Genomic DNA, 12,940 nt, shown 5'->3' with positions numbered 1-12,940 from the left:
AAGCCACGAACACCCAGCCGAGAACCCGGGAGCGCCACAATGACCGAAGAAACCCTCCTTGAGGCCGAGGAGAAGATGGAGAAGGCCGTGGTCGTCGCGAAGGAGGACTTCGCCACGATCCGGACCGGCCGCCCCACCCCGGCCACCTTCAACAAGATCACCGTCGACTACTACGGTGCCCGCACGCCGATCAACCAGCTGGCGTCCTTCTCGGTTCCCGAGCCGCGGATGGTCGTCATCTCCCCGTTCGACGTGAACTCGCGCACCGACATCATCAACGCGATCCGCAACAGCGACCTCGGCGTCAACCCCTCCGACGACGGCCAGGTCATCCGCGTGGTGTTCCCGGACCTGTCCGAGGAGCGCCGCAAGGAGTACGTGAAGGTCGCGCGCACCAAGGCCGAGGACAGCAAGATCTCGATCCGCAACGTGCGCCGTCGCGCCAAGGACAGCTTCGAGAAGGCGGTCAAGGCCGGTGACCTCGGTGAGGACGAGGCGCACCGCGCCCAGGCCGAGCTGGACGAGCTCTCCCAGAAGTACGTCGCCGCCATCGACGAGCTGTTGAAGCACAAGGAATCTGATCTTCTCGAGGTTTAGCCGGTGAGCACACCTTCCAAGGGTTCCGGAGGCGATGACCACTCACCGGAGCACAGACCCGACGACATTCCCCCGTCCGGGGCGGACGACCCCTCCTCGGACACGGCCGCCGGGCAGCGCTTCGTGCTGCACAAACCGGGGGGCGGACCGGTCAGGACCGGTCGCAACCTCCCGGTGGCCATCGCCAGCGGGTGCGCCCTGGGCGCGCTCGTCTTCTTCTCGGTCTTCCCCTGGCCGCAGCTGTTCACGATCATCACCTCGCTCGGGGTGCTGATCGGCCTGCGCGAGCTCAACCGGGCCTTCGGCGGCAAGGGCATGACCCTGGCCGTGGCCCCGTTGGCCGTGGGCGGCGTGGCCATGCAGGCCGGAGCCTACTTCGGCGGCGCGGACTGGCTGGTGGGCATCGCCGCCCTCACGGCGATCTCCTGCCTGGTCTGGCGGCTGAGAGGAGGAGCGGAGGGGTTCGTCGCCGACGCGTCGGCGAACCTGTTCGTCCTGGTGTACCTGCCGTTCCTGCTGGCCACGTGGATGCTGCTCATCGCGCATCCCGAGGACGGGCAGTACCGGCTCGTGGTGTTCATCGTGGTGACGATCTCCAGCGACATCGGCGGGTACTTCGCCGGGATCCTGCTGGGTCGGCACAAGATGGCCCCGGTGATCAGCCCGAACAAGACCTGGGAGGGTTTCGGCGGCTCCGTGGTGGGCTGCGCGGTGGCGGGCGCGCTGTGCGTGACCCTGATGCTGGGCGGCCCCTGGTGGGTCGGCGTGGTCCTCGGCCTGGCCGTGGTGCTGGCCGCCACGGTCGGCGACCTCATCGAGTCGCTCTTCAAGCGCGACCTCGGGGTCAAGGACATGGGCCGGTTCATGCCGGGCCACGGCGGACTGATGGACCGTATCGACTCGCTGCTCATCGCGGGTCCCGTGGTCTGGATCGTGCTGAGTCTGCTCCTGCCGTAGACGACGGGTCGGGCCCCCGACCTCGTGGCACCCAGCGATCGACTGGGCGCGACGAGACCGGGGGCCTTCGTCGTGCCCGGGGATGCCGGAGCGGGTCGGGGTGGATACGCTCGACGGGTGGATGAACCTCTGATCGAACGCATGCGCGAGTACGGTGAGACGATCTTCGCCGAGATGACGCGCCTGGCCGTGGAGACCGAGTCCGTTAACCTCGGACAGGGTTTCCCCGACACCGACGGGCCGCGCTCCCTCCTGGAGGGGGCCTCCCGCAACATCATGGCGGGGGTGAACCAGTACCCGCCGGGACCGGGCCGCCCGGAGCTGCGCCAGGCGGTGAGCCGCTACCGTTCCCGCCACTACGGCCTGGAGTTCGACCCGGACACCGAGGTGTACGTGACCGTCGGCGCGACCGCGGGGATCGCCGCGTCCATGCTGGCCTTGGTGGAGCCCGGGGACGAGGTGATCGTCTTCGAGCCGATGTACGACTCCTACCCGGCGACCATCTCACTCGCCGGAGGGGTGCGCCGCCCCGTCACGCTGCGCTGCGACCCGGAGAGCGGACGCTTCACCTTCGACCCGGCCGAGCTCCGGGCGGCGGTGACCCCGCGGACCCGGCTGATCATGGTGAACTCCCCGCACAACCCCACCGGGACGGTCTTCACACCCGCCGAGCTGGAGGTGATCGCCGGGGTGTGCCGCGAGCACGACCTGATCGCGGTCACCGACGAGGTGTACGAGTTCCTCACCTTCGACGACCGCGAGCACGTGCCGCTGGCCACGCTTCCGGGCATGCGCGAGCGGACCCTGTCGATCTCCTCGGTGGGCAAGACGTTCGCCGTCACCGCGTGGAAGACCGGCTGGGTCACGGGCCCGGAACCCCTGGTGCGCGCGGTGCGCACGGTCAACCAGTTCCTCACCTTCTCCGCCAACGGCGCGCTCCAGCTGGCCATCGCCGACGCCCTGGACAACGAGGGGGAGTGGATCGAGCAGCAGCGGCTCGGGCTCCAGAACAAGCGGGACCGGCTCGCGGAGGGTCTGACCCGGGCGGGGTTCGAAGTGAACGTCTGCGAGGGCACCTACTTCCTGATGACGGACATCCGTCCGCTCGGATTCCTGGACGGCGTGGACGTCGCCCGGGCCCTACCCCGTCAGGCTGGGGTTGCGGCGGTCCCCGCCAAGGTGTTCTACGACCGCGAGGACGAGGGGCGGCACCTGCTGCGCTTCGCCTTCTGCAAGAAGGACGAGGTGCTGGACGAGGCGGTCCGCCGACTGGCCTCCTGGCACGGGTGGGTGAACTGAGTCCGGTCAGTCGGGCCCGCGTGAGACCGGGCTGGCCGAGGGCAGGGGGTCGAGGCCCCCGGCCAGCCGCGCGCTGAGGCGTCGGCGTCGGGCAGGCCAGGGGCCCAGCACCCGGGCGAGTTCCCCGCAGGTCTCCACGAGTTCGCCCAGGTGGGGGCGTCCCCGAACCGCTCGGCGCGGTCGAGGGTCCAGGGCTCGTGGTCGGCCGCGTGCCGGTTGCCCGCGTCCGCCAGCGCGACGACGGCGCCCGTGGCCGCCTGCGGGTCGTGGGCGCACCGGCCGCGAGGACGGGTGGTGGCCCCAGGAGCCGCGGCCCGCCCGGGCGGTTCTCAGGGCGCGGGGGTTCTCCGTCTCGTGTCCCGGGAGTCCATGAGGTCGATGAGGCGCTCCTCGGCGTTCGGGCCCGGACTGACGCGGGGCAGGCGCCACATGAGCGCGGCTCCGCCGAGCCACCAGGCCAGGACCATGCCCCACTCGTTGGGCCAGCTCAGCGCCGCGGGCATGCCGGGCAGGTAGAGCAGGAAAAGGCCGAACGCCAGGACGAAGGCGGTGACGCCCACCGGGGTGCCCGCGCGGACCCTGAACGGCCGCTCCATCTCCGGTTCACGGCGACGCAGTACCAGGAAGCACACGATCACCATCAGGTAGGCGATCACGATGTTGAGGCCGCCCGCGTTGACCAGCCACACCAGCATCGGGCGGCCGAAGAGCGGGGCCAGGACCGAGAGCGCGCCGATGAACAGCACCGCGTTGGCGGGGGTCCGGAAGCGCGGGTGGAGCTCACCGAACCACGAGGGGAGCATCCTCGAACGGGCCATCGCGTAGATGAGGCGGCTGCCACCGATGAGGAAGGCGTTCCAGCTGGTGAGCAGACCGGCCACACCGCCCAGGACCAGGAGGTTGCCCATGGCGGCGCTGTCCCACATGGCGGCCATGGAGTCGGCCGAGGCGAGCTCGGAGCCCAGGAGGTCCGAGGAGGGCAGCCCGGCGCCGGCGGTCAGCATCACCATCACGTACCAGGCGGTGGCGCAGAAGACCGAGACCACCAGGAGTGATCCGACCAGACGATAGGGCAGCCTGATCTCCGAGGCCGACTGCGGGATGACGTCGAAGCCCACGAACAGGAACGGGACCGCGACCAGCACCACGAACATCCCGGACACCCCGCCGGTGAACAGGGGCTCCATGTTCGCGGAGGACCCGCCCACGAAGGCGCCGGTGAGCATCGCCGCGCCTGCCGCCAGCAGGAACAGGACGGTGACGCCCTGGAAGACACTGGCAGGGCGGATCCCGACGTAGTTGAGCGCCGTCATGGCCACGGCGCTCAGGACGCCGATGGCCACCAGGCTGGCGTGGACGTCGTATCCGGCGATCGTCCACAGGTGGCCGACCTCGATGTTCGGGAACAGGTAGACGAGGGTCTGCGGGACGGCGACCGCCTCGAAGGCGACCACCGAGACGTAGCCCAGCACCATGGCCCACGAGGCGACGAAGGCGCCCTTGGGGCCGATGGCGCGCATGGCGTAGTGGTGTTCTCCGCCCGCGTGCGGCATGGCGGAGACCAGCTCGGCGTAGGTGAGGCCGACGAAGGCCATCACGACGCCGCCGATGACGAAGGCGAGGGCGGCGCCACCGCTGCCAGCCGCGTCGACGAAGTCGCCGGTGAGGACGATCCAGCCGAAGCCGATCATCGCTCCGAAGGCCAGGGCCAGGACGTCGGTCCTTCCCAGGACCTTGACGAAACCCGGACTTGTGTTGGACATGGAGGGGGCTCCCAACGGGTCGTGCCTGTGTCGGGGGACACACGTGTGGGGGACAAGAGAACACGCGGGCGCCCCGAGGAGAAGTGCCGTGCTGGCCAGGTGCGCTGCCGGGGTTGTACAGAGTGGCTGGTGGTGGGTTGACGGGATCTTTGGTGCTCGTGGGTGTGGGGAGGGGGCCGGTTTCCAGTAGAACCGGAATCCGGGGCGAGCGAAAGCCCCGGGGCGTCGCCTGTGGACAACTCCCCGGGGCCGGGTTCGGGTCAGCGCTCCGGTTCGAACCAGACGGCGGCCAGCGGCGGCAGCGTGATCTCGGCGGAGAACGGCTGACCGTGCCATTCCTGGGCCTGGGTCTCGACGGACGTCGGCGCCTCGTGGCCGGAACCCCCGAAGCGCGGGTCGTCGGAGTTGAGCACCGACGTCCAGCGGCCCTCGGAGGGCAGGCCCACCCGCCAGTTCGGGCGGGGCACGGGCGAGAAGTTCACCGCGCACGCGAGCACCGAGCCGTCCTCGCCGTGGCGCAGGTAGCTGAGCGTGTTGCCCTGGCGGTCACCCCCGTCGAGCCAGCGGAACCCGGCCGGGTCGGTGTCCAGCGACCACAGCGCCGGACGCGGTCGATAGGCCTTGTTGAGTGCCCTGACCAGCCTCTGGGCCCCCGCGTGGTGCTCGAACTGGAGCAGCCACCACGGCACGCCCTCCTCGTGCGACCACTCGTCCCCCTGGGCGATCTCGCCGCCCATGAAGAGCAGTTGCTTGCCCGGGTGCGACCACATGAACGACAGCAGCGCCCGCAGCGTCGCGGCGCGCTGCCACTCGTCACCGGGCGGCTTGTTGAAGAGCGCCTGCTTGCCGTGCACGACCTCGTCGTGGGACAGCGGCAGCACGTAGTTCTCGCTGTACGCGTAGACCATCGAGAACGTGATGTCGTCGTGGTGGTACTCGCGGTGGATCGGCTCCTTCTTCACGTACTCCAGGGAGTCGTGCATCCAGCCCATGTTCCACTTCAGCCCGAACCCGAGACCGCCCATGTCCACCGGCTGGGTCACCCCCGTGTACGCGGTGGACTCCTCCGCGATCATCGCCACGTTCGGGTTGCGCCGGTAGACGGTGGTGTTGAGCTCCTTGAGGAAGTCGATCGCCTCCAGGTTCTCCCGGCCGCCGAAGGCGTTGGGCTCCCACTGCCCGGAGTCCCGCGAGTAGTCGAGGTAGATCATCGAGGCCACGGCGTCCACCCGGAGGCCGTCGATATGGAACTCCTCCAGCCAGTACAGGGCGTTGGCGACGAGGAAGTTGCGCACCTCGGTGCGTCCGTAGTTGAAGATGAGGGTTCCCCAGTCGGGGTGCTCCCCGCGCCGCGGGTCCGGGTGCTCGTACAGGGCCGTCCCGTCGAACCGGGCCAGCGCCCACTCGTCCTTGGGGAAGTGCGCGGGCACCCAGTCCAGGAGAACCCCGACCCCGGCCCGGTGCAGGGAGTCCACCAGGTGCCGGAACTCGTCCGGGCTGCCGAATCGCGGCGTCGGCGCGTAGTACGACGTGACCTGGTAGCCCCAAGAACCGTCGAAGGGGTGCCCCGCCACCGGCAGGAACTCCACATGGGTGAAGCCGAGGTCGACGACGTACTCCACCAGCTGCTCGGCCAGCTCCCGGTAGCCCAGGCCGGGCCGCCAGGAGCCCAGGTGCACCTCGTAGACGCTCATCGGCGAGCGGTGCGGCTCCGCGCCCTTGCGCTCGGCCATCCACTGCTCGTCGGACCACACGTGCTCGGAGGTGGTGACCACCGACGCCGTGGCCGGGGGCACCTGGGTGCGCCGCGCCATGGGGTCGGCCTTGTCCCGCCAGTGTCCGTCGGAGCCCAGGACCTGGAACTTGTACAGGTCGCCGTCGCCCATGCCGGGCACGAACAGCTCCCACACGCCGTTGGCGCCCAGGCTGCGCATGGGGTGCGCGATCCCGCTCCAGTAGTTGAAGTCACCGATCACCCGCACGCCGCGGGCGTCGGGCGCCCAGACCGCGAAGCGCGTGCCGGGGATCTCTCCCATGGGGCTCTCGACGGTGGTCGTGTGCGCACCGAGCGCCCGCCACAGCTCCTCGTGCCGACCCTCACCGATCAGGTGCAGGTCGAGTTCGCCCAGGGTGGGCCCCACCCGGTGGGCGTCGGCCTGCACCAGTTCGGGGCCGCCCTCCTCGTAGCGCACGGCGATCCGGTAGTCGGCGGTGCGGGCGGGAAGCCGGGCTGTGAAGACGCCCCGGTGGCGGTGGGTGAGCCCGATCCTGGTGTTGTCCGGCAGGACGGCGTCCACCTCGACCGCTCCGGGGCGCAGGACCCGCAGGTCACGGTCGTGCAGGCCGAGGACGGAGTGCGGGTCGTGGTGCCAGCCGTCCACGACCCGGTCCAGCTCGGCGGCCAGCTCCGAGGAGATCCCGGCGGGCTTGCGGGGCCGCTTGGCTGCGGGCTTCTTCGCTGCGGTCCCGGCGGCGGTCCCCGCCCCCGGCCTGCTCGCGGCCCTCTTGACGGTGGCGGCCTTGGACGCGGCGTTCCCGGCGGCGGTGCTCTTGGCGGCGGCCTGCTTCGGCGTCGCCTTCCGCTCCGCCGTCTCCTTGGACGCGGACTCCTTCTTCGCGGCCGGCGCCTTCGCCTTCGTGCCCTTGGACCCCGTACCTTTCGCCGCCGTGCTCCCGGCGGCGGCCTTCTTCGGCGCCTCCTTCGGCTGCTCGTCGGCTGTCGCGGACTTCCTGGTCGTGCGCGGTGACAATTCGACTCCGTGATGACTCGTGGTGGTCGGATGGCGGGAGGCGGTGAAGCGGTGGGCCGGAACGGCGAACGGGGCGGCCGCCGTTCGTGAACGGCGGCCGCCCCTGGGAATCAGCCGGGCACCCGTGGCGCCCCGGCGGCAGTGGCGATGGACTCCAGTGGGACCCGGAGCCAGTTGGGCCGGTTGCGGGCCTCGTACAGGACCTCGTAGACGGCCTTGTCGAACTCGAAGGCCCGCAGCACGGTGAGGTGCTTGTCCGGATCGGCGCCGCCCCCGTCGGCGTAGCCCCGGCAGAAGGCCTCCCGGTTGCGCCGCGCCCAGTCACGCGCGGCCCACGCGAGGTCGGGGTCGTCGTCCTGTTCGACCAGCAGGAACCCGGCCGCGTAGTCGAAGGAGCGCAGCATCCCGGCCACGTCCCGCAACGGACTGGACAACCGTTGGCGTTCGCGCACAGGCACGGTCGGCTCGCCCTCGAAGTCCAGCAGCACCCACCCGGACTCGGGCCGGATGACCTGCCCCAGGTGGTAGTCGCCGTGGACGCGCTGGATCGGCAGCGGCTGGTCCAACCGTGCGAGGTCGGCGTAGGCCTCCATCACCCGGGGCGCGTGCTCGGCCAGTTCGGGAACCTCCGCGCTGGCCATGGCCAGGCGTTCCACCATGGTGTCGGCGAGCTCGCTCGCCGCGCTCGGCGACAGCACGTCGGTGGGCAGCGCCGTGGCCAGGGAACTGTGCACCTTGGCGGTGGTGTGCCCCAGTCGTGCGGACTCCTCACTGAAGTCGGCGTCCGCACCGTCGAGCAGCGTGCGGACGTTGGCCGTGGCCATCACCCATCCATCCTGGGCGTCCGGGACGAAGGTCTGGAGCAGGGCGAGCGTGGTCGGTGCCGAGTGGCCGGACAGGTCCGCCTCGATCCACCCGCACGGGCGCGCCACATACGGCGAGCCCGACAACGCCACGTTCAGCTCCAGATCCGGGTTACGTCCCGGCCAGAGTCTCCGGAAGGTCTTGAGGACGTAGTCCCGCCCGTACACCAGCGAGGTGTTGGACTGCTCGCCGGTGAGCAGACGCCCCGGACCGAGGGCCTCCACGGTGGTTCCAGGCAGGGTACGGAAGCGCACCCGGCCGCGCCGGTCCCTGTCGCCGCCGCCGGTGAACCGTTCCAGCAGCAGCGCGGTGAGCTGCGGGTCGTGCGCGGCGTCGTACACCACGCGGGGACGGCTGCCCGAGACCTGGCACACGCCGATGGCCGCGCGGGCCAGGTCGGGAGGCAGGGACCGGGGCGGTCGGGAGCCGAGCAGCACCTGGTAGCGGGAGCTGAGGCCGCGCTGCCCCGCCTGCACGACGAGAACGTTCAGATCAGGTCCGCCGGGACCGGCCGAGACCAGGGTGTACCTGCTCTCGATCCGGACCCGCTGGATCGGTATCCCCTTGCCGGAGAACCATCGTTGCCGGGGAAGCCAGACCGCCAGGAGTTCTTCTAGCTGCGACATCTCAGTAAGGACCGTGTCCCTTCCCGCCACCGTCCCCGGGTCGGGAGCCGGACACTGTGGTGGACGTGCGGTGGCCGGTGTCGAAGGCGTCCCGGGCGCTGACCCCGGCCGAGGGCAGGCCGTAGGTTGCGGCGCCCTCGCGGGTCTCGGAACCCGGCTCGGCGGTGCGCTCGGCCGGGAGCTGGAACCAGTAGAAGCCGTGGCCGGGGAGGGTGAGCAGGTACGGAAGCTCACCGATCTCGGGGAAGCTCACCCCGCCCACGCACTCGACGGGCCTGACCCCCGCGTAGCGGGAGAGGTCCAGCTCCACGGGCTGCGGGTGCCGGGACAGGTTGTTCACGCACAGCATGCGGTCGTCGCCGTGCTCCCGGATGAACGCCAGCACGCTGGGGTTGGTGGCGTTCAGCTCGGTGAACTCCCCGGTGCCGAACACGGGGTGGCGCTTGCGGATCTGGATCATCCGGCGCGTCCAGTTCAGCAGCGATCCCGGGTTCTCGCGCTGGGACTCCACGTTGATCGCCTGGTAGCCGTAGACCGGGTCCATGATCAGCGGGAGGTACAGGCGGGCGGGGTCGCCCCGGGAGAACCCGGCGTTGCGGTCGGAGTTCCACTGCATGGGCGTGCGGACGGCGTCGCGGTCGCCCAACCAGATGTTGTCGCCCATCCCGATCTCGTCGCCGTAGTACAGGACCGGCGATCCGGGCAGGGACAGCAGCAGCGCGGTGAACAGCTCGATCTGGTTGCGGTCGTTGTCCAGGAGGGGAGCGAGCCGCCGGCGGATCCCCACGTTCGCGCGCATGCGGGGTTCCTTGGCGTACTCGGAGTACATGTAGTCGCGCTCCTCGTCGGTGACCATCTCCAGGGTCAGCTCGTCGTGGTTGCGCAGGAAGATCGCCCACTGGCAGTTGCGGGGGATCTCGGGGGTCTGGGCGAGGATCTCCGAGATCGGGAACCGCTGCTCCTGCCGCACCGCCATGAACATGCGCGGCATCAGCGGGAAGTGGAAGTTCATGTGGCACTCGTCGCCGCCGGACTCGAAGTCGCCGAAGTAGTCGACGACCTCCGACGGCCACTGGTTGGCCTCGCTCAGCAGCACCCGGTCCGGGTACAGGCGGTCCACCTCGGCGCGCACCCGCTTGAGGAACTCGTGGGTCTCCTTGAGGTTCTCGCAGTTGGTGCCCTCGCGCTCGTACAGGTACGGCACGGCGTCCAGGCGGAACCCGTCGATGCCCAGGTCCAGCCAGTAGCGCAGGACCTCCAGGATCGCCTCCTGCACCGCCGGGTTCTCGAAGTTGAGGTCCGGCTGGTGGGAGAAGAAGCGGTGCCAGTAGTACTGGCCGCGCACCTCGTCGTAGGTCCAGTTGGAGGTCTCGGTGTCGACGAAGATGATCCGCGCCTCGTCGTAGAGGTCGTCGGTGTCCGACCACACGTAGAAGTCGCCGTAGGGGCCGTCGGGGTCCTCCCGCGAGGCCCTGAACCACGGGTGCTGGTCGCTCGTGTGGTTCATGACCAGGTCGGTGATGACCCGGATGCCGCGGCGGTGCGCCTCGTCCAGGAGCTCCACGAAGTCGGCTGTGTTGCCGAACTCGGGGAGGATCTTGAAGTAGTCCGAGATGTCGTACCCGCCGTCACGCAGCGGAGACTCGTACATCGGCAGCAGCCAGACGCAGTCGATGCCCAGCCACTGGAGGTAGTCCAGCTTCCGCACGAGCCCGGTGAGGTCACCGGTGCCGTCGCCGTTGGAGTCGAAGAACCCGCGAGCGAGTACCTCGTAGAAGACGGCGTGCTTGAACCAGTGGGGATCACTGGTGCCGCCGGTGGACATGAGCGGGCCGGTGGCGGCCCCGGTGGCCGGGGCGAGCGGACCGTGTTCGGCGTGCTCGTGGGCGACGGGTCCGGGCTCGTCGTTGCTCATCTACTGCTCCCCACCAAGAATGTTCGACGTCGGATCAACAGGCTTTTCGCACGATGGAGGGGACGGCACCCGGTTCGGGTGGCCGCCCGCCTCGCCAGGGCCCGTCATCTGCCGTGGACGGTGAACACGTGCGCGGGTCCGGTCGCGGGGTCAAGGCGGACGTAGTTGTTCGCCCGCCAGGTGTAGGCGCGTCCGGTCAGCTCGTCGGTCACCCTGAGGTCCTCCTCCCACGTGCGGCCGATCGACGGCAGGTCCAGGTGCACCGTTGCCTCGCGGGCGTGGTGCGGGTCGAGGTTGACGACGGCGATCACGACGTCGTCGGGCTCACCGGGGGCGCCGGGCCGGTGCTTGGAGAAACACACCAGTTCGGGCCGGTCCACGTGGTGGAAGCGCAGGTTCCGCAGCTCGCGCAGGGCGGGGTGGGTCCGGCGCAGCACGTTCAGCCGGGTGATCAGCGGGGCGATGGTGTCCCCGGAGGCGTCGGCGGCGGCCCAGTCGCGGGGACGGTACTGGAACTTCTCCGAGTCCAGGTACTCCTCGCTGCCCGGGGCGGCGGGGGTGTTCTCGCACAGCTCGAAGCCCGAGTAGACACCCCAGGTGGGGGAGAGCAGGGCGGCGAGGACCGCGCGGACCTCGAAGGCGGGGCGCCCGCCCTCCTGGAGGTAGGCGTTGAGGATGTCCGGGGTGTTGGTGAACAGGTTCGGGCGCAGGTAGTGCGCGGTCTCCCGGCTGAGCTCGGTGAGGTAGTCGGTGAGCTCGTCCTTGCCGTTGCGCCAGGTGAAGTAGGTGTACGACTGGTGGAAACCCACTTTGGCCAGGGTGCGCATCATGGCGGGGCGGGTGAAGGCCTCGGCGAGGAAGAGCACGTCCGGGTCGCGCCTGGCGACGTCGGCGAGCAGCCGCTCCCAGAAGGCGACGGGTTTGGTGTGCGGGTTGTCGACGCGGAAGATCCGCACGCCGTGGTCGATCCAGTGCCGGACCACGCGCAGGCACTCCTTGTAGAGGCCCTCGAAGTCGTGGTCGAAGCAGAGCGGATAGATGTCCTGGTACTTCTTCGGCGGGTTCTCGGCGTAGGCGATGGACCCGTCCGCGCGTGTGCTGAACCACTCGGGGTGCTCGGTCACCCAGGGGTGGTCGGGGGAGCACTGGAGGGCCAGGTCGAGGGCGATCTCCAGGTCGTGCTCGCGGGCCTCTGCCACGAAGGCGTCGAAGTCGGCGAGGGTGCCGAGGTCGGGGTGGACGGCGTCGTGGCCGCCGTCGGCGGAACCGATCGCCCACACCGATCCGGGGTCGCCCGGTCCGGGCCGGAGGGTGTTGTTGCGGCCCTTGCGGTGGGCCTCGCCGACGGGGTGGATCGGCGGCAGGTAGACGACGTCGAAGCCCATGTCGGCGATGGCGGGCAGGCGCTTGGCGGCGGTGGCGAAGGTGCCGGAGACCTCCCTGCCGGGCCCGGCGTCGACCTGCGCGCCCTCCGAGCGGGGGAAGAACTCGTACCAGGAGCCGAAGAGGGCGCGTTCGCGGTGGACGGTCACCTTGGTGCGCTTGGAACGGGTGACGAGTTCGCGCAGGGGGGCGCGCTCCATCCTCGCGAGGACCTCGCCGGTGACGGCGGCCCCGAAGCGCTCCATGGGGGAACGGGAGGTGTCGCGCAGTACTTTGGCGGCGGCGGTCAGGGCGGGTGTGCGGGGGGTGCGCCGGCCGGCGCGTGCCAGGAGGCGCGCGCCCTCCTCCAGGACCAGTTCGGTGTCGGTGCCCAGGGGGAGCTTCACCCGCGCCACGTGGAGCCAGGTGGTGAACGGGTCGGTCCACGACTCGACCGAGAACGACCAGTGCCCCTCGCTGGGCAGGCTGATCTCGGCCTCGTACCGGTCGGTTCCGCGGTCCCGCTCGCGCATGGGGACCAGCGCCTCCCGGCGGCCCTTGGGGGAGTGGAGGACCACGCCCGCGGCGAGGGAGTCGTGGCCCTCACGGATGACGGTGGCGGACACGGTGAAACGCTCACCGGGAACGGCTTTCACGGGGCCGAGCTCGTTGTCTGGAGAGATGTCGAGGATGGGCAGTCGTCCGATCACTGGCTACACCGTAATTGTCGTGGTTCGGGCGTTATGGGATGGCACGGACAAGTGTCCGTGCGTAAATAACCGGGAGTTCATCCATGGAAATACGGAG

8 protein-coding genes are annotated in these 12,940 nt (G+C 70.0%); 3 read left to right on the top strand and 5 right to left on the bottom strand.

Annotated elements, in window-relative coordinates:
• Positions 1-39 precede the first annotated feature (39 nt).
• The 3 genes from frr (at position 40) to BDW27_RS10600 (ending at position 2,853) form a co-directional block, all read left to right on the top strand.
• Entirely contained in the window at positions 40-597 is a 558-nt protein-coding gene (gene frr, locus BDW27_RS10610) for a ribosome recycling factor (protein ID WP_017545994.1), read from the top strand.
• Positions 598-600: 3 nt separating this feature from the next.
• Positions 601-1,554, top strand: coding sequence for a phosphatidate cytidylyltransferase (locus tag BDW27_RS10605; protein ID WP_110049187.1), 954 nt, complete (start codon positions 601-603; stop codon positions 1,552-1,554).
• 117 nt (positions 1,555-1,671) lie between these two features.
• On the top strand, positions 1,672-2,853 hold the full coding sequence (locus BDW27_RS10600; RefSeq protein WP_017545996.1) for a pyridoxal phosphate-dependent aminotransferase: 1,182 nt from the start codon (positions 1,672-1,674) through the stop codon (positions 2,851-2,853).
• Positions 2,854-3,182: 329 nt separating this feature from the next.
• Here BDW27_RS10600 and BDW27_RS10595 read toward each other — a convergent pair whose 3' ends face one another.
• From BDW27_RS10595 to BDW27_RS10570, 5 genes are all read right to left on the bottom strand, one after another.
• Positions 3,183-4,616 (bottom strand): APC family permease, encoded by a 1,434-nt coding sequence (locus tag BDW27_RS10595; RefSeq protein WP_110049186.1) that lies wholly within the window; start codon positions 4,614-4,616, stop codon positions 3,183-3,185.
• A gap of 260 nt (positions 4,617-4,876) precedes the next feature.
• On the bottom strand, positions 4,877-7,021 hold the full coding sequence (glgB, locus tag BDW27_RS10590) for a 1,4-alpha-glucan branching protein GlgB (protein WP_394341356.1): 2,145 nt from the start codon (positions 7,019-7,021) through the stop codon (positions 4,877-4,879).
• A 455-nt stretch (positions 7,022-7,476) separates the two neighbouring features.
• A complete protein-coding gene (locus tag BDW27_RS10580; protein ID WP_110049183.1) occupies positions 7,477-8,856 on the bottom strand; it encodes a phosphotransferase in 1,380 nt (459 codons plus the stop codon).
• A 1-nt stretch (position 8,857) separates the two neighbouring features.
• Positions 8,858-10,771 (bottom strand): maltose alpha-D-glucosyltransferase, encoded by a 1,914-nt coding sequence (gene treS, locus BDW27_RS10575; RefSeq protein WP_110049182.1) that lies wholly within the window; start codon positions 10,769-10,771, stop codon positions 8,858-8,860.
• Between the two features lie 104 nt (positions 10,772-10,875).
• Positions 10,876-12,843 carry an alpha-1,4-glucan--maltose-1-phosphate maltosyltransferase gene (locus tag BDW27_RS10570; protein WP_110049181.1) on the bottom strand — a complete coding sequence of 656 codons (1,968 nt, stop codon included), beginning with the start codon at positions 12,841-12,843 and terminating at the stop codon, positions 10,876-10,878.
• Between the last annotated feature and the right edge of the window lie 97 nt (positions 12,844-12,940).

The sequence above is a fragment of the Nocardiopsis sp. L17-MgMaSL7 genome (assembly GCF_003182025.1).
Taxonomy (GTDB): Bacteria; Actinomycetota; Actinomycetes; order Streptosporangiales; family Streptosporangiaceae; genus Nocardiopsis; species Nocardiopsis prasina.
Note: the sequence above shows the minus strand (reverse complement) of the source record. Positions and strands in the feature narration are given on the sequence as shown.